The sequence below is a fragment of the Rhizobium sp. P1_E6 genome, from assembly GCF_056405875.1.
Window position 1 is genome coordinate 44,993 of sequence record NZ_JBFUBG010000027.1, and the last position, 22,283, is coordinate 67,275.

Annotated in this window: 22 protein-coding genes; 6 read left to right on the forward strand and 16 right to left on the reverse strand. The window is 57.7% G+C overall.

Going from position 1 to position 22,283, the window contains the following annotated elements:
* Positions 1 to 19: 19 nt before the first annotated feature.
* A complete protein-coding gene (locus tag AC1D35_RS15815; RefSeq protein ID WP_477939019.1) occupies positions 20 to 895 on the forward strand; it encodes a TIGR03571 family LLM class oxidoreductase in 876 nt (291 codons plus the stop codon).
* A gap of 16 nt (positions 896 to 911) precedes the next feature.
* Here the strand turns inward: AC1D35_RS15815 and AC1D35_RS15820 are convergent, their stop codons facing one another.
* Positions 912 to 1,691: a DUF1194 domain-containing protein gene (locus AC1D35_RS15820; RefSeq protein WP_113309602.1), complete on the reverse strand. Its 780-nt coding sequence runs from the start codon at positions 1,689 to 1,691 to the stop codon at positions 912 to 914.
* A 224-nt stretch (positions 1,692 to 1,915) separates the two neighbouring features.
* Between AC1D35_RS15820 and AC1D35_RS15825 the strand changes: the two genes are divergently transcribed.
* The gene (locus tag AC1D35_RS15825; protein WP_113296384.1) at positions 1,916 to 2,158 is read left to right on the forward strand and encodes a DUF6074 family protein; all 243 of its coding nucleotides are present in this window, start codon (positions 1,916 to 1,918) and stop codon (positions 2,156 to 2,158) included.
* Between the two features lie 6 nt (positions 2,159 to 2,164).
* On the opposite strand, the gene AC1D35_RS15830 is transcribed toward AC1D35_RS15825, so the two are convergent.
* The 3 genes from AC1D35_RS15830 to AC1D35_RS15840 form a co-directional block, all read right to left on the reverse strand.
* Positions 2,165 to 2,467, reverse strand: a complete 303-nt coding sequence (locus AC1D35_RS15830; RefSeq protein WP_113309605.1) for a hypothetical protein — start codon at positions 2,465 to 2,467, stop codon at positions 2,165 to 2,167.
* 140 nt (positions 2,468 to 2,607) lie between these two features.
* Positions 2,608 to 2,829, reverse strand: coding sequence for a hypothetical protein (locus AC1D35_RS15835; protein ID WP_477836602.1), 222 nt, complete (start codon positions 2,827 to 2,829; stop codon positions 2,608 to 2,610).
* A 46-nt stretch (positions 2,830 to 2,875) separates the two neighbouring features.
* On the reverse strand, positions 2,876 to 3,595 hold the full coding sequence (locus tag AC1D35_RS15840; RefSeq protein ID WP_477939022.1) for a Crp/Fnr family transcriptional regulator: 720 nt from the start codon (positions 3,593 to 3,595) through the stop codon (positions 2,876 to 2,878).
* 116 nt (positions 3,596 to 3,711) lie between these two features.
* On the opposite strand from AC1D35_RS15840, the gene AC1D35_RS15845 reads away from it, so the two are divergent.
* Complete coding sequence (locus tag AC1D35_RS15845) at positions 3,712 to 3,945, forward strand: DUF6894 family protein (RefSeq protein ID WP_477939023.1); 234 nt, start codon at positions 3,712 to 3,714, stop codon at positions 3,943 to 3,945.
* A 374-nt stretch (positions 3,946 to 4,319) separates the two neighbouring features.
* Here AC1D35_RS15845 and AC1D35_RS15850 read toward each other — a convergent pair whose 3' ends face one another.
* The gene (locus AC1D35_RS15850; protein WP_477939046.1) at positions 4,320 to 5,666 is read right to left on the reverse strand and encodes a PQQ-dependent sugar dehydrogenase; all 1,347 of its coding nucleotides are present in this window, start codon (positions 5,664 to 5,666) and stop codon (positions 4,320 to 4,322) included.
* Positions 5,666 to 6,112: a DUF2231 domain-containing protein gene (locus AC1D35_RS15855; protein WP_477939025.1), complete on the reverse strand. Its 447-nt coding sequence runs from the start codon at positions 6,110 to 6,112 to the stop codon at positions 5,666 to 5,668. The genes AC1D35_RS15850 and AC1D35_RS15855 overlap by 1 nt, the downstream gene beginning before the upstream one ends.
* 158 nt (positions 6,113 to 6,270) lie before the next feature.
* On the opposite strand from AC1D35_RS15855, the gene AC1D35_RS15860 reads away from it, so the two are divergent.
* Together AC1D35_RS15860 and AC1D35_RS15865 are read left to right on the forward strand one after the other, a co-directional pair.
* Positions 6,271 to 7,416 (forward strand): HlyD family secretion protein, encoded by a 1,146-nt coding sequence (locus AC1D35_RS15860; protein WP_477939027.1) that lies wholly within the window; start codon positions 6,271 to 6,273, stop codon positions 7,414 to 7,416.
* Position 7,417: 1 nt separating this feature from the next.
* On the forward strand, positions 7,418 to 9,028 hold the full coding sequence (locus AC1D35_RS15865) for a DHA2 family efflux MFS transporter permease subunit (protein ID WP_477939029.1): 1,611 nt from the start codon (positions 7,418 to 7,420) through the stop codon (positions 9,026 to 9,028).
* Positions 9,029 to 9,456: 428 nt separating this feature from the next.
* Here AC1D35_RS15865 and AC1D35_RS15870 read toward each other — a convergent pair whose 3' ends face one another.
* The 6 genes from AC1D35_RS15870 to AC1D35_RS15895 all read right to left on the reverse strand — a co-directional run bounded on the left by AC1D35_RS15870 (position 9,457) and on the right by AC1D35_RS15895 (position 15,601).
* On the reverse strand, positions 9,457 to 10,527 hold the full coding sequence (locus AC1D35_RS15870) for an ABC transporter ATP-binding protein (RefSeq protein WP_477939031.1): 1,071 nt from the start codon (positions 10,525 to 10,527) through the stop codon (positions 9,457 to 9,459).
* The gene (locus AC1D35_RS15875) at positions 10,524 to 11,351 is read right to left on the reverse strand and encodes a carbohydrate ABC transporter permease (RefSeq protein WP_113508586.1); all 828 of its coding nucleotides are present in this window, start codon (positions 11,349 to 11,351) and stop codon (positions 10,524 to 10,526) included. The genes AC1D35_RS15870 and AC1D35_RS15875 overlap by 4 nt, the downstream gene beginning before the upstream one ends.
* Positions 11,348 to 12,250: a carbohydrate ABC transporter permease gene (locus tag AC1D35_RS15880; protein WP_113296374.1), complete on the reverse strand. Its 903-nt coding sequence runs from the start codon at positions 12,248 to 12,250 to the stop codon at positions 11,348 to 11,350. Before AC1D35_RS15880 ends, AC1D35_RS15875 begins: the two co-directional genes overlap by 4 nt.
* A 105-nt stretch (positions 12,251 to 12,355) precedes the next feature.
* Entirely contained in the window at positions 12,356 to 13,588 is a 1,233-nt protein-coding gene (locus AC1D35_RS15885) for an ABC transporter substrate-binding protein (RefSeq protein WP_113296373.1), read from the reverse strand.
* A 64-nt stretch (positions 13,589 to 13,652) separates the two neighbouring features.
* On the reverse strand, positions 13,653 to 14,555 hold the full coding sequence (locus AC1D35_RS15890) for a sugar phosphate isomerase/epimerase family protein (protein WP_477854217.1): 903 nt from the start codon (positions 14,553 to 14,555) through the stop codon (positions 13,653 to 13,655).
* 11 nt (positions 14,556 to 14,566) lie between these two features.
* Positions 14,567 to 15,601 carry a Gfo/Idh/MocA family protein gene (locus AC1D35_RS15895; protein WP_113296371.1) on the reverse strand — a complete coding sequence of 345 codons (1,035 nt, stop codon included), beginning with the start codon at positions 15,599 to 15,601 and terminating at the stop codon, positions 14,567 to 14,569.
* Between the two features lie 292 nt (positions 15,602 to 15,893).
* On the opposite strand from AC1D35_RS15895, the gene AC1D35_RS15900 reads away from it, so the two are divergent.
* Positions 15,894 to 16,934: a substrate-binding domain-containing protein gene (locus AC1D35_RS15900; protein ID WP_477939034.1), complete on the forward strand. Its 1,041-nt coding sequence runs from the start codon at positions 15,894 to 15,896 to the stop codon at positions 16,932 to 16,934.
* Positions 16,935 to 17,011: 77 nt separating this feature from the next.
* Here the strand turns inward: AC1D35_RS15900 and AC1D35_RS15905 are convergent, their stop codons facing one another.
* The 4 genes from AC1D35_RS15905 to AC1D35_RS15920 form a co-directional block, all read right to left on the reverse strand.
* Positions 17,012 to 17,968, reverse strand: a complete 957-nt coding sequence (locus AC1D35_RS15905; RefSeq protein WP_113508582.1) for a rhizobiocin — start codon at positions 17,966 to 17,968, stop codon at positions 17,012 to 17,014.
* Between the two features lie 181 nt (positions 17,969 to 18,149).
* Positions 18,150 to 19,472 (reverse strand): HlyD family type I secretion periplasmic adaptor subunit, encoded by a 1,323-nt coding sequence (locus AC1D35_RS15910; protein WP_477939036.1) that lies wholly within the window; start codon positions 19,470 to 19,472, stop codon positions 18,150 to 18,152.
* Positions 19,465 to 21,195 (reverse strand): type I secretion system permease/ATPase, encoded by a 1,731-nt coding sequence (locus AC1D35_RS15915; protein WP_477939038.1) that lies wholly within the window; start codon positions 21,193 to 21,195, stop codon positions 19,465 to 19,467. Before AC1D35_RS15915 ends, AC1D35_RS15910 begins: the two co-directional genes overlap by 8 nt.
* Positions 21,196 to 21,509: 314 nt before the next feature.
* The coding region (locus tag AC1D35_RS15920; RefSeq protein ID WP_477939040.1) for a transglutaminase-like cysteine peptidase at positions 21,510 to 22,283 on the reverse strand (774 nt) is incomplete at its 5' end.

Below are 22,283 nucleotides of genomic sequence, written 5' to 3' on the forward strand. Positions count from 1 at the left end.
CGATCGGTGTCGTCTCCCCATGCAGGAGCGAGAGCGGCAGGACATCGACTTCGGCCTTCAGCTGGAGCTTGCGCGCCGCGCCGATGAGCTCGGCTTCTCGGCAATCTGGGTTCGCGACGTCCCCTTGAACAGTCCGACCTATCCGGATCCCGTCGGGCATTCCGATCCATGGGTGCTCCTTGGCGCGCTCGCCGCATCCACCCAGTCGATCGCATTGGCGACCGGCGCAATCGTTCTACCCTTGCGCCATCCGCTTCATGTTGCCAAAGCGGCCCTGTCGATGGACATCCTATCATCGGGCAGGTTCGTTCTCGGCCTTGGTTCCGGCGACCGTCCGTCGGAGTTCGCGGCCTTCGACCGCAATGTCGACGACCGGCGCGAATTGTTTCGGTCCCACTGGGCTGCACTCGCCAATGCGCTTGACGGCCATGTCGGCTCGCAGACAGGTGAGGACCAGTTCGATATCCGTCCGCGCAGCGGGCGTCGCATTCCACTGGTCGCCGTGGGTTCGTCCTCGCAATCACTCGAATGGATCGCCAGGAACGCCGGCGCCTGGATGACCTATCACCGGCCCCTTGGCGTACAGAAGGACCGGATAGCCCTCTGGCATGGGGCGGTACAGCGCACGAACACCGAATTCCGGGGCCTGGGTCAGGCCATGGCCCTCGATCTCCTGGATACGCCATCAGACCATATCGACGAGATCAATCTCGGATATCGAACCGGACCAGAGGGATTGCTCCAAGCTCTCGCCGCCCTCCGCAATCTTGGCGTTCACCACGTTGCCTTCAACCTGCTCGTCAATGGGCGCAAGGCTCTCACCGATCTTGAGATCATCGCACGGGAAGTTCTGCCACGGTTGCATCAGACTGCAGACCTGCAGGCGTCTCGATAGTCTCTGGGGTGGGAGGCTAGCGGTCGAAGAAATTCTGCCAAAGCTTCTCGCCAACAAGGCAGTCCGTTGTCGGCTGGTTCATCGCAATTTTGCGGGTCTGTGCCGGCGGTTCGAGCCCACTGATTTCCCAGACCAGCTTCCGGCGAACAGCAACGGCAAAATCCTCGATCTTATGGACAGGCAAAACGAAGGAGCCGGGGCCGCCGATCACGCAGTCACCGTAATATTTGTCGAGCCCCTCGGGCACATCGGATGGTCGCAGCATGATGGCAAGGCCATTGATGACGATGCCTGCGCCCAAAGCCACATCGCGGGCGGGCGTGACGGGATCCCCGGAATTGTTGGGACCATCTCCGGAAATATCGATCACTTCCCGATTGCTTTTATAGGGGCTGGCGGCAAGCATCGCGACGCCTTGAACGATCGCTGCAGATATGGATGTGCGGCGCTGGGTGGCGATCGGCCTCGCGTCCAGCTTGTCGGCGAAATCCAGCGCATCCTTTTCCGTTTCGATCACCTGCCAGTCGAGGACGGAGCCTGGTACGACATAGCCGGCCCATTCGAAATAGCTGATGGCGATCCGCCCGGTCAGCCCTCCTTTCACGGCGTCGAGGAACTCCTTGTGCCGCAGCGCTTCGACATAACCCTCGCGCTGAATGCGGACTTCTTCGTAATCCATGGAGCGGGACGTATCGACGGCCAACACCAATTCGGCGTCGACTTCGTTTTGGCTCGATTGCGCGATCGTGGCGGCGCCGCCGGACAGGCTCGCGAGTATCGCAAGTGTTGTCAGCATCATCACTTCCCATCACTGCGTTATCCTGGGAACTCTAACATAGCTTGGCGTGGCGGCGACCGCTGCCAGAGAGCATCCTGTCAATTTTCGGTGATGTCGGCTGCCCTTGAGCGAAAGGCCACATATGAGGAGCCATATCTCTGCGACCAGCTTCACCACTTGTGAAGAACTCCTAGCCATTCTGCGGGACACTTGGCGATTCGCCCAGCAATGACGGAGATAGCATGCCGCTTCTGCAATTTCCCGCCGACCGCCGCACAGCTGAGATAAGGCGCTGCGCCGAGGCCCTCCAGAACCTTCACGGCGAGGCGGCCAACCGCTTCTGGCGGTCGGAGATGGCCGGGTTGGCGGCCAATTTGAGAGAACAGGGCTGCAGCGATACTGAACTGTCGCGACAGGCCTCTCTCTTCATGGATGCAGTGCAGAGGGAGCTTCAGGTCGTCTATGCCGCCGCCGCGGAGCGATAAGAAGCACTATTTAGGAAAACGGTTGTAGAAGGATTGCGGGTCGTAAACGCACTCGTAGTCGAGCACGCACATCTCCCCGTTGGCGGCCCGCAATCTGGCCACACTATATTTGTCGCCTAACCGGCACTGCGCAGGCGGGTATCGGAAGCTTCTGCCACCTATGCCCATGCGAATAAAGACTGCCTTTTTCTGCTGGATAATCTGCGCAAGCTCGCGGCAGGAATGGTCGCGGGCATTGACCTCCACAGCCTCGACGGCAAAGGCTGCCGTGGGGAGCAAAACAGCGGCTGCTATAATCAAACTTCTCATAGGACCTCCTGATGCGGGCGGGTTAACAGCAGCGCCTGCGACCTTCAATCGCAACATCAGCGCTGCTGGCGCGCGATAAAGGTAGGATTTGGGCGGACGGCAAACCAGATCGATCCATCCACATTGAAGACGCGCTGGGCTCAGATCTTGCCACGAGTGGCAAAGACCAGCGTCTTCAATTGCTCTTCGTCATGCACGCCCTGACGGTAGAGTTCGATGATGATCGCCGCCGAACGGCTCACCTCCTCATCGTCATCGGCAAGCCCGAACTCGGCCTTCAACACATCCAGCACATTCTGGCATTTGGCGAGGTCAACCGACGTCAGTGCTTCGTCGCGAGGCTTGATGTGACGGCTGATCATGATGCGTTCCCACGTTGGAGCGGACAGGTTTTTGGCACAGATATTTCTACCGCGCTTCAATCGACAGCGACAGATACCCAGCGTCGAAGCCGGCAATCTTCTGCAGCTTGTCCCAATCGAGAATGTTGATCACCCTCCCCTCCCAGGTAAAGGCCTTTTCTTTCCTGAGCGACTGCAGCGTCTTGTTCAAGTGAACCAGAGAAACGCCGAGAACGTCTGCCATGGCGTTCTGCGTCAGCGGCAGCTGGAAGCTCGGCCCGTTCGTCCGGCGCACCGTGCGAAGCCGCATGTAAAGTTCACAAATGAGATGGGCGATATGCGCCTTCTTCGAGCGGCGCCCCATGGCAACGATCCATTCGCGGTGCACCGCCCCGTCCACCAGCGTATCAAGCCACAACAGGCGCGTCAGATGCGGATTGGTTTCCGTGATCGCCTTCAGTTCCTGATGATCGACCGAGGCGATTCGACAGTTGGAGACCGCCAGAATACCGTGATCCACCACTTTCAATGGGAAGGCATGCAGATCGACGAAATCGCCGGCAACCTGCAACGCGGTGATTTGCCGGGTGCCATCCTCCAGAACCTTGTAGCGGGCAGCAAATCCATCTAGCAGCAGTGTCGAATGATTGGGCCTGCTTCCCTCGGATACGACGTCTTCACCCGCGGCCACAGATCTTTCCCGGCCGACAATCGAGCGTAGGAGCTCGATCTCGGCTATGGAAAGCACATCATGACTCTCCAGATTGAGAAGGAGCGGCTCGATCACGAACGGCTCTCCCCGTCTGAGACGAAAGCGGAAAAACGACGATTTGCGGTGTGGCTACAGGAGTGAAACAATTTGGACGGGCACTTCATGATGAAATATTTCAATGGGGTGAGCAGATGGCCCGATACTTTTTCGACCTTCACAATGGTGACGGCCCGATCAGGGACAACGAGGGAATGGAACTGGCGTCGTGGGCCGACGTGTTGAGAGAAATGGCCCGAATCCTTGTCGATATTGCACGCGATGAGTTGCCGGCCGGAGAAAGGACGATCATATCACTGACGGTGCGGTCCGAAGAACGGCCGATCTCGGTGGCGAGCCTTGCCTTCTCCAACGAATGGCTAGAGTGATTCCGTCCCTCAAGAAGCGGGCTAACCGGTGAATAGCTGGTGGTTACTGCCAAATTCGCGCCCCCTGACATGACATGCATGACAATACATGTCGCGGGACCATAGCTGGCGGTCTATTCGCCAGCATTTAAATTTGACACAACAGACATCCAACCCCGCAGATGTCTGCGCAATGCGGCAAGTCCCTTTGCCGTGTTGATGAAAGAGCTCGCACGCACCACCTCGCGATCCCGGATGAAACAATCCCTCGACGCGACCTTTCGCTCCCGAAGCAGGGAGAAGGCGACGATCAACGACCTCTGATACAAAAATGCCGTCATAACGTTGCTGCTTTCGACAGCAGGAGCCTTGCGATGGGATGACGGGGCGTGGGTCTACTTCGCCGCCGTGACGCGCCAAACCGTATTGCCAACGTCATCGGCAATCAGCAGTCCTCCGGACTTGTCGACAGCCAGTCCGACCGGCCGGCCATGCGTCTGGTCGTCGCCCTGAAGGAAGCCTGTAACGACATCCTGTGGATTGCCGTTCGGCTGGCCGTTCTGGAAGGGCACGAAGACAACCTTGTAACCATTGAACTCATGGCGGTTCCAGCTTCCGTGTTCGCCGACGAAAGCGCCGCCCTTGTATTGCGCCGGCAGGTTGTCGCCCGTGTAAAAGGCCATGCCGAGCGGCGCGACATGCGAACTCAGCGAATAATCAGGGACGAGTGCTTTTGCTACGAGATCCGGCCTTTGCGGCATGACGCGCGGATCGACATTCTGGCCGAAATAGCTGTATGGCCAGCCATAGAAGCCGCCCTCCTTGACGGAGGTCATATAGTCGGGAACAAGATTCGGGCCAAGCTCGTCCCTTTCGTTGACAACCGTCCAGAGTGCGTGGGTCTGCGGCTCCCAGCTGAGACCATTGGGATTGCGCAGGCCATCGGCAAAGATCCGGAAGCTGCCGGTCTGCCGGTCAACTTCCAATATGGCGGCGCGGTTCTTTTCCGCCTCAATGCCATTTTCCGTGATGTTGCTGTTCGAACCGACGCCAGCGTAGAGCTTGTTGCCGTCTTCGCTGGCGACAAGGCTCTTCGTCCAGTGATGGTCGATCGGCCCGCCGGGGAGCTCGGTCAGCACGGTGCCGGGCTCTGCGATCTTCGTCTCGCCGGGCTGATAGGGATAGCGCCTGATGGCATCGGTATCGGCGACATAAAGATCATTGCCGACAAGAGCCACACCGAAGGGTGAATTGAGACGGTCCAGGAAGGTTTCCTTGACTTCGGCAACGCCGTCTCCATCAGCATCCCGCAGTAACGTGATGCGATTGCTGCCTTCGTTACTGGAGCCGCCGCCAGAAGTCGCCATGGATTCAATCCAGCCCATAATAAGATCTTTGGGCCGCTTGATCGATGCGGCCGGCGGCGCGATGGATTCGACCGCCAAGACGTCACCGTTCGGCAGCACATAAACCGAGCGCGGATGTTTCAGCCCCGTTGCCAGCGCCTTGATCTGCAGTCCGTCGGCAACCTTCGGCGTCTCGCCCTCCTTCCATCCAATGACCGAGGCGACATGCATCGGCGGAACGAGATATTGCGACTGTTCCGGCAACTTGGCATTGGGGCCGATTTCGCTCATCGGATCGGGCTCGTTGTCGCTGCATGCCACGAGAAGTGCGCCACTGCTGCACAGGAAGGTTAAGGCCAAAGCGCTGGAGCGTAAAAAAGCAGGAGAGCGGGTCATCATTCGAGCCCTCCGGTACGCTGGCGCAGAACGGTCGAGCCGAGCCAGGCATTGATCACGATCAGCACAGTTGTGACGATCGAGAGTATCAGTCCTGTCGGCACAACAGATGTCCAGGCATCGCGGCTATGAATGAAGGCGTTGAAGAGCGATAGCACGAAGGCCGCTACATTGCCGATGAGGTAAAGCCAGCCCACCCCGCTGCGCAGCGGCAGCCGCCCGATGAAGATGTCGATCAATATCGCAATCGCGGCCAGTCCGCCAAGCAACAACCCGAAGGCTAGAAGCCAGGCGGAGAAATTGCTCCACATCATCTCCGCCGTTCGCCAATAGGTGATGTCGGTCAGCAGCGCGCCGACAAGGCAGGCGGCAGAAAAATGCAAGGGGACCGAGCGCAGGGGTGGCGCCACGATGGAGGGATAGGAGCGCTTAGTCGAAGACGTCATGATCTTGATCCGTAAAGGTCGCCCAGCGTCTGCTTAACCTTCACCACCTGCAATTGTTCCCGCAAGTGCAGCGCCAAAAGGGGGTTGCGGCATTTTGACCGGAACCGAAGTCGATGATCCGGCGTTGGTTTCAGGTTTTCAAAACGAAAGGCATTGCTGTGCCCCAAAACCAGCCCGCCCCAACCAGGCAAGAGCAACCTTCCGATCCCGCAAGAAATGAAGCTCCGGCCAAGGCCGTCGGGAAGGACGAGGAAACCGAGAAGCGCCCTTCCATCATCAAGCGCCATCCGTTCGCGACGCTTCTCATCGTGCTTGCGCTGATTGCTCTTGCTGTCGCTGGTTATTTCATCTGGCTCATCTATTTCCATCCCTATGAGACCACAGACGACGCCTTCATCGATGCCCGCAGCTTCTCGGTCGCTGCCAAGGTTTCGGGTTATGTCTCGGATGTTCCCGTCTCCGACAACAAGCATGTCGACGCCGGCGCAGTCATCGCCAAGATCGATCCCCGCGACTACCAGATCGCGCTGGATCAGGCGCACGGCCAGGTCGACGTCACAAAGGCTGCCATTTCCAGTGCCGAAGCGCAGATTGCCGCCGCAGCCGCAGCGATCGACGAGGCCAGGGCGCAGCAGATCTCGGCAGAAGCCGCCCTTCAGTATGCGCAGGATGAAAACGACCGGCAGCAGCAATTGGTGAAAAGCGGCGCCGGCTCCGAGCAGGCCGCACAGCAGGCAGCGTCCACGTTTCGCCAAAACAAGGCAAGTACCGCTCAGGCGCAGGCAAGCGTCACCTCGGCCATCAAGAACAAGGCGGCCGCCGAGGCGCAGCGAGCAAGCGCCGTCGCCAGTCTGCATCAGGCGGAAGCCCAGGTCGAAACCGCCGAACAGAACCTGAGTTATACGACGATCACGGCCGCGCAGCCGGGCAGTGTCGTGAAGCTCAGCGGGTCCAAAGGGCAGTATGTTCAGGCGGGACAGGCAGTCTCCATGTTCGTGCCCGACGAAATCTGGGTAACGGCCAATTTCAAGGAAACCCAATTGACGGATATGCGCGCGGGCCAGCCTGTCGATGTGACGATCGACGCCTATCCGGATCATGTCCTTCGTGGCCGCGTCGATTCCGTCCAGCCCGGTTCGGGCACCGCCTTCTCGCTGCTTCCAGCGGAAAATGCCACCGGCAACTATGTGAAGGTGACCCAGCGTGTGCCGGTCAAGATCGTCATCGACAACTGGCCGAGGGACGTTGCGATCGGTCCCGGCATGTCCGTGGTGCCGACCGTGACCGTACGGCCAAGGAACTGACATGAGTGACGCCACAACGGCCGATGGCAGTCCCACATTGGGTGCCAGCGTTACCAATCCATGGCTGATTGCGCTCGTCGTTTCTCTCGCCACCTTCATGGAAGTTCTGGATACGACGATCGCCAATGTGGCGTTGCGCTATATTTCCGGCGGGCTTGCCGTTAGCGCCGACGAAGCCTCGTGGGTCGTAACGACCTATCTCGTCTCCAACGCCATCATTCTCGTCGCCAGCAGCTTCATTGCCAAGCGTTACGGCAGGCGGCGCTTTTACCTCCTGTGCCTTGCAACCTTCACCATCGCCTCTCTCTGCTGCGGTCTTGCGTGGAATCTGCAATCCCTGCTGATTTTCCGGATGATCCAGGGCTTTGCGGGGGGCGGCATGGTGCCGATCTCCCAGTCGATACTGGCCGATTCCTTCCCGCCATCGAAACGCAGCCAGGCGTTTGCCCTGTTTGGCGTCGCCGTGGTCGTCGCTCCAGTGGTCGGGCCGACGCTTGGCGGCTATCTCTCGGATAATTTCTCCTGGCACTGGTGTTTCCTGATCAACGGACCGGTCGGCCTCTTTGCCTTCATCCTCGTCTACTTCCTCGTGGACGAACCGGATACATTGCGTCAGGAACGCGAGCGCATGCGCCGACAAGGCGTGCGTTTCGACATAATCGGCTTCCTGCTGGTCGCGACCTTTCTCGGGGCGCTCGAACTGGTTCTTGATCGCGGCCAGACGGAGGACTGGTTCGACTCGAACTTCATCATCACCATGACGGCCGTCTGCGTTGCAGCTTTTGTGCTTTCGATTCCATGGCTAATGAACGCTGCCAACCCCGTCGTCGACGTCCGATTGCTTGCAAGCCGGCAATTCGGTTCCTGCTTCATCGTCATGCTGGCGACGGGCGCGATCCTGATTGCCACGACCCAGTTCATTCCGCAGGTCCTGCAGCAGAACTTCGGCTATACGGCGACCTGGGCCGGCCTTGCGCTTTCGCCCGGCGGCCTGGTCACCATGTTCATGATGTTCGTAGCCGGACGAATCTCCAACAAAATCCAGCCGAAATACCTGATCGCCATCGGCACAGCGATCATTGCCGCCGCGATGTTCGACATGACGCGCCTCAATGCCGATCTGAACTTCGGTTTCTTTGTCTGGTCACGCATCTATCTCGGCTTCGGCCTGCCGCTGATCTTCATCCCGATGACCGCAGCCTCCTATGATGGCCTGCGGCCCGACCAGACGGACCAGGCATCGGCCCTCATCAATGCCGCGCGCAATACAGGTGGCTCAATCGGCGTTGCGATCGCGTCAAATGTGCTTGCCCATCGGGAACAGTGGCATCAAAGCCGGCTGGTGGAGCATATCATTCCGTCTGATCCTGCCTACAGTCATGCCCTGCAGGGCGCTACGCAATATTTTGTAGATAGAGGGACCGGAGCGATCGATGCGCAATCGCAGGCCATGGCCTGGATCGGCCAGCAGGTGCAGACCCAAGCGAGTTATCTCGCCTATATCGACGTTTTCTACACGCTGATGTGGCTRTCGCTCGCAGTTCTGCCACTCGCTTTCATCCTGCGCAAGATCGACCTTGGTGAGGGTTCGGGCCATCAGGGCGGACACTGATCTGCCTGATGTCGGCAACTTCTTGTATATCCCCTAATCTGGGGGTTCATTCGAATCGCTGCATGTACTATGTTTGTAGCGTGATATTCACACGAGACAGGTACTGATGCCCCCAGATATGTCCGGCTTTGAATGCACCCGCGGCAATGCCGTTTCCGGCAAGCTCAAGCTTTCAAGCAAACTGCCCTACTTTATCGTCGCAGGACTTGCTGTGGCCGTGTGGGCAAACTCTAGCGAACGCCCGCACGACACAGAGGTGGCAGCCAAGCAAGCTGCGCCGGCTTCGCTCGCCCGATAAGTACGGCAATGGCTCGGCCGACGATCATGGCTGCCGCGAATATGGTAAGAAGATTTATCCCTGATAAGTCATGGTCGCGCAGCGTCCCGCAGTAGACTGCTGCGGGAACCGATCAGACCGAAACCAGATCTCAAATTCTGACGCCACTGGTCTCATCAAAGAGATGCACCAGCGCCGGATCCACCGTTACGCCGATTGCCTGACCAGGGTGAACCGATCCCCTGCCCGTTTCGACGATCGTCAGTTCAGGCGTCGTCGCGGCAGTGATGAAGGTCGAGGACCCCGTGGATTCGACGACTGCGACCGGCACGTCAAAGCTCCCCTGCCCCTGATTGATAATGCCGATATGCTCCGGGCGGATGCCGGCGGTGACCCTGCGGCCGGGCTGGAGTTGATGGTCGATGGCGATATGCTGCCTGACCGTTCCGAGATCGAGCGTCAGGCTCTTTCCGTCTTCTCCGACGATTGCCGGAATGAAGTTCATCGCCGGCGAGCCGATGAAACCGGCAAMGAATTTATTGGCAGGCTTGTCGTAAAGGTCGAGCGGCCGGCCCTGCTGTTCGATGATACCATCACGCATGACGACGACATGGTCGGCCATGGTCATCGCCTCGATCTGGTCATGCGTCACATAAACCGAGGTCGCATGCAGACGATCGTGCAGTGCACGGATTTCCTTACGCATATGGACGCGCAGGGCCGCATCGAGGTTCGACAACGGCTCATCGAAGAGGAAGGCCTTCGGATGGCGGATGATCGCGCGGCTCATGGCGACGCGCTGACGCTGGCCGCCTGAGAGCTCACGTGGATAGCGCTTCAAGAGATGCGAAAGGCCTGTGGTGGCCGCGACTTCCTCGGCTGCCTTCTTCGCCTGCGCCTTTGCAATGCCGCGCATGCGCAGGCTGTAGGTGAGGTTTTCCTCAACGGTCATATGCGGATATAGCGCGTAGGACTGGAATACCATGGCGACATCGCGTTTACGCGGCGGCACGCCATTCATCAGCTCGCCGGCAATCTTCAGGCTGCCGTCGGAAATGGTTTCCAGGCCGGCCAGCGAGCGCAGTAGCGTCGACTTACCGCAGCCTGAGGGGCCGACGAGCGCGACGAATGTGCCTTTGGCGATGGAGAGATCGATGTTCTTCAGCGCATGGAAGGCGCCATAGTGTTTGTTGACACCGGCAAGCTCGATCTGAGCGGTCATTTGAGGGCTCCCGAAGTAAGGCCGGATACGATGCGGCGCTGCAAGAGAACGAAGATGGCAAGGATCGGCGTCACATACATCGTGGCGTAGGCCATGATGTTGTTCCACTCATTGGTGTTCGGCCCCATGAAGGAATTGAGGCCGACGCTTGCCGGCTGAAGCTCGGCGGCCTGGATCATCGACTTGGAATAGACGAACTCACCGAAGGCCTGCATGAAGATGAGAATGGCGCTGACCAGGATGCCGTTGCGGGCAAGCGGCAGCACGATGTTGAAGAAGGCGCCGACGCGCGAATTGCCGTCGACGAGAGCCGCCTCTTCGAGCTCCATCGGAACCGCCATGAAGGTGGCGCGCACCAGCACCACGAAGAAGGGCATGCTCTTTGCGGCAATGGCGATGATGACGGCAAGCCGTGGATAATTCAGCATGCCGATCTGCGAGAAACCGACAAAGATCGGCGTGATCATGAGCGATGCCGGCAGGACCTGCAGCATCAGAATGAGGAACAGGCCGATATCAACCCAGATGTTGCGGTAGCGGGCCAACACGTAAGCGCAGCCGACACCCAGCACGGTGATGATGAGGACCGAACCGATCGCAATCACCAGCGAATTCCAGAGATAGAGCCCCATGTTCCGGCTTTCCCAGACATAGGCGTAAGTGCTCCATTGCGGCGAAGCCGGCCAGAAGCTTGGTGGTGTGGCGAACATCTCCGAACCGCTTTTCAGCGCGGTGATATACATCCAATAGAGCGGGAAAAGGTAGATCGCCGCCATGATGATGGCGATCACGAGCATCAGGCGATTGCGTGCAGTCTCGCTCATCCGCGCACCTCGTGTCGGGTCGAGCGGACATAGACCACAGAGGCGAACATCACAAAGACGATCATGATGACGGAAATGGTCGCACCCTTGGCGAAATCATATTGGCGGAAGGACAAATCCCAGGCCCAGTATTGCGTAACGTTGGAGGAGTTGTTCGGCCCGCCCGAGGTGATGGCGGCAAAGAGATCGAACTGCTGCAGCGTGAAGATCAGGCCGAGTGCGATGATGGCGCCGATCGTTGAACGCATCATAGGCAGCGTGATGGTCCAGAAGCGTTGCCAGGCGGTGGCGCCGTCCAGCTCGGCGGCCTCATAGAGATCACCCGGAATGCCGGACAGGCCTACCGACAGAAGGATCATGTTGAACGACGTGCCGAGCCAGATATTGGCGATGATGACGGCATAAAGCGAATAATGCGGATCCGAGCGCCAGAAAATGTTGCTGGAGATGATGCCGCTTTCCTTCAGGATGAAGTTCAGCACGCCGAAATCGCCCGAGAGAATCCAATTCCAGATCGCGCCGACGACGAGGCCGGGCATCACCCAGGAGACGAGAAAGAGGCCGCGCAGCCAGGAGGCGCCGGGGAAATTGACCCAGAAGAACAGCGCCAGACCGAAGCCGATCAGGAACTGTCCGGCAATCGAACCGACAACGAAGATCGCGGTATTATAGAGGATCGGCAGCGTTTCCGGCTGCGCGAAAAGATCCGTGTAATTCTTGAAGCCTACCCACGGGCGCGAGAAGGTGCCGAGGCTGAACATGTCAACCTCCTGGAAGCTCATCACAACATTGTAGATGAGCGGCAGGCCTGCCATCAGGAACAGAAAGCCGAGCGGAAAGGCGACAAGCACGATATCGAAACCGCGGCCATCCCTGACGCTGGAAAGGATCCTTCTCATGGGTCCTCCGATGCTCCGAACGGGGCTGCCTGGACAAAGCCGGAGACAGCCCCTGCCGGGAGGAAAATATTGGACGGCCGGCAGGCCATCCGGTGATGCGGGAGATCAGCCAAGAACCGCCTTGATCTTGTCGGCAGCCTGATCAAGCGCATCCTTCGGACTCATCTGGCCGGTCAGCGCGGCCTGAATAGCATCCTGGATCGCCTTGGAGATCTTCGGCCATTGCGGATGCGGGCCGCGCGGCTTGGCGTATTTCAGCTGCTCGAGGAAGACCTTCAGAGCGGCATCCTTGAGCGGCTCGCCAGTCTCGGGGATCGAGATGTCGGAACGGGCCGGAAGCTGGCCGAAATTCTTGAACATCTTGTCGTCCTGCGAAGCGAAATATTCGAGCGCCTTGAAGGCTTCGGCCGGATGCTTGGAGGTCGAGAAGATCGCCCAGTTGAAGTCGCCCATGGCGGAAGACCGCTCAGCGCCTTCCTTCGGCACCGGCAGCAGCGTCACGCCCCAGTCGAACTTGGCTTCCTTCATCATGCGGTCCAGTTCCCAGGGACCGGAGATCGCCATGGCAGCATTACCGGAATTGAAGGTGCCGGTCGAATCCCACTGGCCCCGGGTCAGCGTATCGGGCGAGGCGAGCTTCTCGTCCATGACCGTTTTCCAGACTTCCAGCGCCTTGACGGCGCCATCGGCATTGATGTGCTCATAGCTGCCGCCGCCCATCTGCGCCCAGGGCAGGAACTGGAAGGTCCCTTCCTCGTTGGCCTTGGCCGAGAAGGCGAGACCATAGACGTTCTTGGCCGGATCGGTCAGCTTGCGAGCATCCTCGACAAGCTCGTCCCAGGTCTGCGGCGGTTTGTTCGGATCGAGGCCCTTCGCCTTGAACATGTCCTTGTTGTAGTAAAGCGCGATCGTGTTCGTCGCCTTCGGCACGCCAAAATATTTGCCGTCCCATTCGACCGATTTCAGCGGCCCGGGGAAATAATTCTCAGGCTTGATGACCTTGGAATTCTTGATCATGTCGGTGATATCAAGGAAGGCACCGCGAGACGAAAACAGCGCATGCTCGGGATTGTCGACGGCGATGATATCGGGTGCCTGGCCGGTGGCATAGGCGCGCATCGCTTCGGTAACAACGTCGTCGAACTGGATCAGGCGATATTCGATGGTGATGCCGTTATGCTGGTCGTTGAATTCCTTGACCAGGTTCGGCGCCGGCTGGATGTCCTTGTCCAGCGACCAGAGCGTCAGCTTGACGTCTTCCGCCTTGGCGGAAAGGGTAAAGAGAGACACGCCTGCAAGCGCCAGCGCGCCCAGAATTGCAAATTTGCGGATAGCCATGGTTCTCCTCCTTTGTGGTTATCCTTGCGATGGCCGGCATGTCCTCCGTGCCGGCCATAGTCACTCACACCGGATCGATGACGAAATCACCGCCCCGGGCATGTTTCAAATGGTTCAGTGCATAGACCTGGCCGGTCATTTCCAGGGCATCGCGATAGACCGGATCGTGCCAGCCTTCGATGTCGATGGAGCCGGACCAGCCGGAAAGCCGCAGTTCGGAAATTATGTCGGTCCAGTTACTGTCGCCGAAGCCCGGCGTGCGCATGAAGACGAACTTTTCCTTGCCGAAGATGCCATGTTCCTTGATCACATCCCAGCGGATCGTCGCATCCTTGCCGTGGACGTGGAAGATCTTGCTTGCCCATTTGCGGATCTGCGGCAGCGGTTCGATCAGATAGACCATCTGATGGCAAGGCTCCCATTCCAGGCCGATATTGTCGTCGGGCGTCTCGTTGAAGATCAGTTCCCAGGCATCTGGGTTATGGGCGATGTTCCAGTCGCCGGTCGCCCAGTTGCCATCCATGGCGCAATTTTCGAAGGCGATCTTGATACCCTTGTCGGCGGCACGCTTGGCAAGCTCGCTCCAGATCTGCTTGTAACGCGGCAGGCTCTCGGTCAGTGGCCTGTTTCTGACACGACCGGTAAAGCCGGCAACGCAGGTGGCGCCGAAGTGATGGGCGTTGTCGATGCAATCCTTCCAGCCTTGCAGCGTCTGCAGGTCGATGTCGGTTTCCTCAAGCGGATTGCCGAACATGCCGAGCGTCGAAATGGTGATGTCGCGATCGCCGATCGCCTCCACACTGCGCTTTCCGAGTTCGGCGAGATCCTGGCCGTTGGTGGTCTGCCAGAAAAAGGGCTCGAAGCTTTCGAAACCCATATCGGCGATCTGGGCAATGCGCTTGTCGACGCCGCCCTTGGAGGCGCTGACCATGGTACCGATGCGAATGGCTTTGGCGGGGTTGCTCACGTCATCTGTCCTTATGCTGAAATTTCGACACGGCGCCCGGTCCTGGCGCTTTCGATCGCGCCGAAGACCATGGCGAGGCTTCTGATATTGTCGGAACTGACCGTCTCCGGCCGCTTGCCCGTGCGGATCGCCTCGACGAAGCTTGCGATCACACTGGCATGGCCGTGAGTTTCTTCGGCGCGTTCCGGCGCCGGAACCTCGATCGGTGAAAAGCCATGAAGCAGGCCTGGTTCATTGCCGGAGGTAGCTGCGTTGAACCCATCCTCACCGTCCCAGGTCAGCATTCCCTTCGAGCCGACAATGCGCCATTGGCTTTCCCAGCTCGTGCGCTCGCCTTCGGCACACCAGGAACCGCGATAGGTGAAGACGACATCGTCGGAGAATTCGAAGGTGGCGTTGGCTGAAGCACCGTGGCGATACCAGGAACCCCTAGGATTGCGTTCGACACAATAGACGGCGAGYGGCTTCTTGCCTGCTACGTAGCGGGCCGCATCGAAAGTGTGGATCGCCATATCGAGCAGCAGGACATTATCCATCTCTTCGCGGAAGCCACCAAAATGCGGGGCGATAAAGAAGTCGCAATGAATGCCGGTGAGCTCGCCAATCGCCCCACTTTCGACGAAGCGACGCAGGCGGCGCACACCGGAAATGAAGCGGCGGTTCTGGATGATCGCGTGGATCTTGCCGGTCTCGGCGGCGAGATCGATCAAGGCTGCCCCTTCGGCAAGCGAAGTTGCCATCGGCTTCTCGCTGAGCACGTGACAGCCGGCCTTCATGGCTGTCGAAACAACATTGAAACGGGCGGCCGGGATGACGACGTCGAAGACGATGTCAGCCTTGGTTTCGGCAATGACGGTGGCGAGATCGCTGCCGATGCGAGCCGCGCTCAAGCCGAATTCCTCGGCGAGCTTTTCGGCGGCGGCAGGGTTGACGTCGACGAGCCCGACGATCTCGATCGCTTCGGCAAGATCAGGTGTCTCCTTGATCGCGCGCAGCCAGCCTTTGGACATAGCTCCGCACCCGCACAGAATGGCATTCAATTTCACGATTTCCTCCAGCGGTGCGTTTCAGATTTCCTCCCGAAAACGCCTTCCGTAAACGTTTACGATACTAAGCGGAAACGTTTACTGCTGTCAATGGCCGGGCATTCCAGCTAAATGCTGCGAAAAATCACAATGCGAACGGGCGCTTAGGCCAAAACCTTCGGCAATGCAGCAAAAGGTTTTTTTGAGTACCCCGCAAAATGACATCCCGCCGCTGCGGCAAACGCTTTCCGTAAACGTTTTCCCATGGCAATAAGATTGGATGGCCAGTATTCCGGAAGAAAGATCGCCTCAGATGAAAGGTATTCGTCAGCTCGCAAAACATCTCGACATATCCATCGGGACGGTTTCCCGCGCGCTGAACGGCAAGGCCGATGTCAATGAGGAGACACGCAAGCGGGTGCTGGCTGCCGCCGAAGAGTTCGGCTACGTCGCCAACCAGTCCGGCCGCAGCCTTCGTCAGGGCACGACCAACGTTATTGGCCTGATGATCGAGACCAGCAAGGAAACGGTCGAGAACAGCGACAACTTCTTCCTTGGCGTGACAGGCGGGCTGCAGAGCGTGCTATCGCGCCACAAGCTCGATCTCGTCATGCTCCCCTGCCCCAGTGACGAAGACCCTTATGAATATCTGAAGCGTATGGTGGCACGCCGGGTCGTCGATGCGATGATCATCTCCGCAACCCAACGTATCGACAAGCGAATCGATCTGCTCGTCAAGGCGAAGATCCCCTTCGTGGCGCTCGGCCGAAGCTCTTCCGGCGGCGGCAACTTCACCTGGATCGACCTTGACTTCGAAGGCGTCGCAGCCTGCGCCGTCGACCGCCTCGTTGCCAAAGGGCATCGCCGCATCGCCATCGCCGCGCCGTCGGGCGAAATCAATCTCGGTTATGTCTTCGTCGATGCCTATCGAAAGGCTGTGGAAAAGCACGGGATCAAATATGATCCGGAGCTGGTGATCCGTGTGAAATCCAGCGAACAGGGCGGCTACCAGGCGGGCGATGAACTGTTGTTGATCGAAGACAGACCGACGGCCATCATCCTGATCTACGAACTGATGGCGATCGGCCTCTTCCGCCGCCTGGTGGAAGCCGGCATTGTCCCAGGTCGCGACCTCGCGGTTATCGGTTTCCGCGAGGAACCGCGCGCCAAATTTCTGCAACCGACGCTCACCTGCTTCAGGATGTCGCTACGCGACCTCGGTGCTGAACTCGCCGAAACTCTGCTTGCGAGCATGTCTGGCTACTCGGAGATCTATCACAACGCTACAAGCAATCGGATCTGGCCGTTGGAACTCGTTCCTGGCGAGAGTGATGCTTTTGATCTGAACTGCTAAACATTCTTTTCACGTCATGAAACGAATATGCCGCCTTACGGCGGCATATTCCTGAACTGAAAAATTATTTCAGATGGTTATGCGGTGAACCAGCCGTGGAAACCGCTAGCGTCCACACCGCTCAGCACGATCGTTTCACCCTTATGAGCGACGTCAGCACCGACATACTTTACAACAGCGTCACCACCGAAGTCTGTCGAGGTCCAATCGCTTTCCACAGTGCCCACGAGTTTGAGCTTATCCATGGTCGCGTTGAACCCGTCGATAGTATCTGTGATCAGAGACTTGGCCATGTCACCGAGGTGGAATACGAACGTATCCGCGCCGCTGCTGGCGATCATGTGATCGACACCGGTGCCACCATCGACTGTCGAGGACTTCAGATGGGTGTCCGAAAGATCGATCGTGTCGCTACCAGCACCGGCCTTGATGTCAACAGTTGTGTAGCGGCCATCAACGAAACCGTTGCCGCCGTTGAAGGCAGTCGCGCCGGTGATCCCGCCCGTTCCTGCAGCGCTGCCATCCTTGAAGCCGACACCCGACTTGATCGTGATCGTATCGTTGCCGGCGCCGCTATCTACGGATACAGCGTTTACCCAGCTGCTGTCATTCGTTACCAGCGAGATGGTAACCGTGTCGTTGCCGGCACCGGTCGAAACGTTTGCACGCTTCACGTTCAGAATCTCGACAGTCGATGAGGCGTTGCCACCGAGATGGACGTCGGCCTGAACAAAATCCTTGAAATAGACATTTTCAGCACTGTCGGATTGCGCCAGTACGTTCCTGACCGAATTCCACTTGCCGACAACATCAAAGTTGAAGGAATTCGTGTTCTGATCGTAGTCGACGGCAACTTCATTGCCGGGACCTCCGACCACTACAGAATCGACGTCAAAAGTCGATCCGCTGGGGCTTGTCGTTTCATGATGCTCGGTGCTGCCGTCAAGAGCGTTGGAATTCTGGGCTTCGATGCTCAGAAGGTCCGAAACGTTAGAGGCGCCACCGTTACCGAATGTGACTGTAAAACCTGCCATGAGTGTTCTCCATTGCTTTTTCGAATAAAGCTTTTAGTTGCGACGCCCGATTCACTAACTTCAGCAGTTACAAACGCCTAACTTAACTAATAGATAAGCATAAGATTTTGGCAAGTCTGTAACAGTGACGAAAGAGATATTTGGTCGGACCGTTTTTGGGACAATGATAGGCTTCCTGAATTTACTCTTCGCGAAACGCCAGTCTCAACCTGTCCTTGAAAGGTTTGGCAAAATACGAGATGACCGTCCGGTCGGCGATCTTGATAAAAATTTCGGCAGGCATGCCCGGATAAAGGGATCCTTCGGAAAGATTCTTCAGAGTGGCCATGTCCGGCGTTATGCGCAGCGTATAAAATGTTGCACCGGTTCGCGGGTCGGTCTGAAGGTCCGGCGAGATGACGGAAACCTGGCCTGCAATATCAGGCGTCGTTGCCTGGTTGAATGCCGTAAACCGAATATCGACCGGCTGTCCCTTATAAATCTGGTCGATATCCTTCGGTGCGATGGTTGCCTCGACCTGCAATTCGTCATGCTCCGGGACGATGAGCATCAGAACCTCACCCGATTGCACAACCGCATTGATATTATGAACGCTGAGTTGATAAATGCGGCCGGCAATCGGCGCCCGAATCTCCAGGCGAGCGAGTTGATCCTTTGTTGCGGCAAGCCGCTCCTCATATTCCGCGATACTCGCCTCGACGGAGGTCAGATCCTTGGAAACCTCCGATTGCCGGTCCTCGTCTAGCTGCAAGAGCTGGAGATCGAGTTCACCGATCTTGCCTTCGGTTTGCGCGCGAGCCGCAATACCCTGCCCCAATTGCCCCTCAAGCTCTGACTTGCGTCGCTTGTAGTCATTGAGCCGCTGCTGCGTGGTCAACCCCTTCTTGAAAAGCGTATCGACTTTCTCAATGTCCTCATCAACCAGCTTGACCTGATCGGAAATTGCATTGATCTGGACCGTCAGGCCATCGACTTCGTCATTCAGTTGCTGCTTGCGGGTCGCGACCTGTCTCTTCATCCCTTCAAGCGCATTCTTGCGGCTGGTAAATAGGTTCTGTTCGCTTGCAACCAGCGCTGTTGCCGACTTGGACGTCGTGAGATCCGACAATTTTTCGGGAACCATCAATTCGGATGCACGGGACGCCTCTGCCTGCAATCTCGCACGGCGCGCATAGAGCTGCGCGAGCGTATTCTCAGCGATCGAAAGATTGGCCTGCACAACTGTTCCATTCAACCGGACGAGCACTTGATTGGCATTTACCCTATCGCCTTCTTTCACGTCGATTTCGCTAACTATGCCACCAGTAAGATGCTGGATCTTCTTCGTGTTGCCCTCGACGATGACACGGCCAGAAGCGATAACCGCACTGGAAAGTTCGGTGGTCATCGCCCATCCGAAAATGCCGACGACCAAGCCAAATGCCAATAAAATGACCGCCGCGATCTGCTTGGCAAGCGGAAATTTTGCTATATTTCGTAAACGCATAGCGGCCTCATCATACATCGTTGGCGGCCGATGATGACCCGGCATCTTCGATTGCTCGCGGCTGATGGTCGGATGTGACCGGCCGGATATTCTGACGCAGCACCTGCCCGAAAATCTCTTCTTTCGTGCCGAACCGCTGCAATCTTCCGGCAGCAATAACCGCAACCAGGTCCACGTTGGCAAGCGCGCTTGGCCGATGGGCAATAACAATGACAATGCCGCCCCTTGCCCTGATATTGGCGATCGCGTTGCTGAGAGCGTTTTCGCCTTCAGCGTCGAGGTTGGAATTCGGCTCATCCAGCACGACCAGGAATGGATCCCCATAAAGCGCGCGCGCCAGCGCAATGCGCTGCTTTTGCCCCGCGGAAAGCGCTTCGCCGTTGGAACCGATCTTGGTCTTGTAGCCATCCGGCAAGTTCAGGATGAGGTCATGAACATTCGCCGCTTTCGCCGCATCGATAATCGAGGTGGCGGTCGCGTCAGGCCGGAAACGAGCAATATTCTGCGCCACTGTACCGGCCATCAGCTCGACGGTTTGCGGCAGATAGCCGAGATATTGACCAAGCTCGTCCATATCCCATTGGTCAAGGCTTGCACCATCAAAGCGCACTTTGCCGTGACGTATTGGCCAAGCGCCGACAATGAGACGGGCAAGCGTGGACTTTCCGGACGCACTCGGTCCAATCACCCCGAGGGCGCTTCCAGCGTGAAGCTCAAAGGAAACGTCCATCAGCGTGGGGGCGGACGCGCCGGGCGGTGAACCGGTTAGATTCTCAACCGAGAAGGTGAATGCCGGCCGGGGCAAGGACAGGGCCGCCTCCGTTTCCGGCGCGATTTCAAAGAATTTCTGAAGGCGCTTCCAGCCCTGCCGGGCCGATGTGAAGCCGCGCCAGTTACCGATCGCCTGTTCCACGGGAGCGAGGGCTTTTGCCGACAGGATCGAGCCGGCGATGATGCTACCCGCCGTGGCGTCACCATTGACCACTAGAATTGCCCCCACGGCCATGACGCCGGACTGGATGATCATGCGCGCAACGCGCGACGCAGCACCGTAAACGCCCAAGATATCGGCGCCTCGCCGGCTCTGCCGTTTGTACCGGCCGTGCAGATCACGCCATATCACCATCATAGTGCCTGACATGCCCATGGCCTGAATGGCTTCCGCGTTACGGACGCTACCACCTGCAAACATGTTGCGTTGGCCACGGGCACCCGCAGCGCTCTCATTCAGAGACGCGGTAGACCAGTTCGTCAGCACCGTTATGGCGACCAGGATGACCGCACCGATAAGAACGCTGACGCCGATCCAGGGGTGCAGCATAAAACAAATGAGCAGGTAAAATGGCAGCCATGGAAAATCGAACAGCGCATTGGGGCCGTTGCTCGACAAAAACCCACGAATCTGGTCGAGGTCAGAAAGTGCCTGCAGACCGTCGCCCCTGACCTCTCCGGAGAAGGGCATTTTGAGCAGCGCCTTATACATGCGCCCTTCCAGTTGCTGGTCCAGAATGTCTGCGACGCGGGTCAGCATTTGACCTCGAACCACGTCGAACCCCATTTGAAACGCGTAAAGCAATAGGACAAGGGCACAAAGAGCAATCAGAGATGGTATGCTTTTGCTCGGCAGGATGCGATCATACACCTCGAGCATGAACAGTGAACCGGTCAAATGCAGCAGATTAATAAACCCACTTGCAATCGCAACAGCAAGGAACGCATGCCATGTTCGCGCGAGGGACACTTTATATATCAACCTGTTTATCAAGATAATGCATTACGCAGTTTCTGATACACAGGTTTACTGCATTGGAAAAGTCATCCAATGTTCATTTTAGGGGTCGCCGCTATCAACGCGTTTTTGTTTGGGAGCTTTACAACCGCTAATGAAGTATATCGCCCTATACAATTTCGCCATCAGCGCAGGCCCCGCAATAACCTGCATCAATCGGAAATGATCCGAGAATCGGCGAGATAACTATCGCTTTGAGACAGTTGCCTTTATGCAGCCGCGTATTTTCCCCGGATTCCTTCAATCCAGGCAAAACTTAAAAGGCACTAAAGTTCATACCATATCCGCGGGTTGTCACCCGACTGGATCATCAGCCAGCGAAGATCCGTATCCTTCCACGTCTTGATCGCGTTCGTCCGGTTATCGAGCACCAGATCACCGTGATCGGTCTTGACGACGAGAACCGCGTGGCCTTCGCCATAAGGCGTCTTTGCAATAGCGATACGCAGTGCCTTCGGCGACCAGCCCATCGCAATCAGATGGTCGCGCTTTGTCAGCGCGAAATCCTCGCAGTCGCCCGACTTCACGTTCACTTGCCAGACATCGCCCTGACCAGGCAAATCGTTGACCGGACGGATTGTGCGATTGACGGAGGCGTTGATGGCGCGAAGCTGCTTGTCTGCAAAGACGCTTAAAGAAACTTCGGAAGCACCGCCGCGAGCAGCGCACTCGTTCGGATTTTGTGCGCAAAACATCACATGCGCGAAAGGCGCGGCAGTCCGGCGCTTCTCAGAAATATAACTAACCGCCGGTGCCGTCTTCAGACCGCGAGCGAAACCGCCGGGACCAGCTGCCTGGGCAGGCTGAATCGTAAACAGAGATGCAAGCGCCACCGCCGTAACCAGTGCATGCTTAAACATTTTCGTACCCCGTTTCGCGACCGCCACGCGGTCGATATATCCATGCCGGTTGGAACCCGGCTTTTGGTCCTGCGTCCGAAACTCTATCCAGCTTCGACCGATGATCAGGATGATACGGGGGAGGAATCTCCTTCGCTTTAAACCAATCGGAACAATTTTAACGGAACGCGCTTTTCGGGG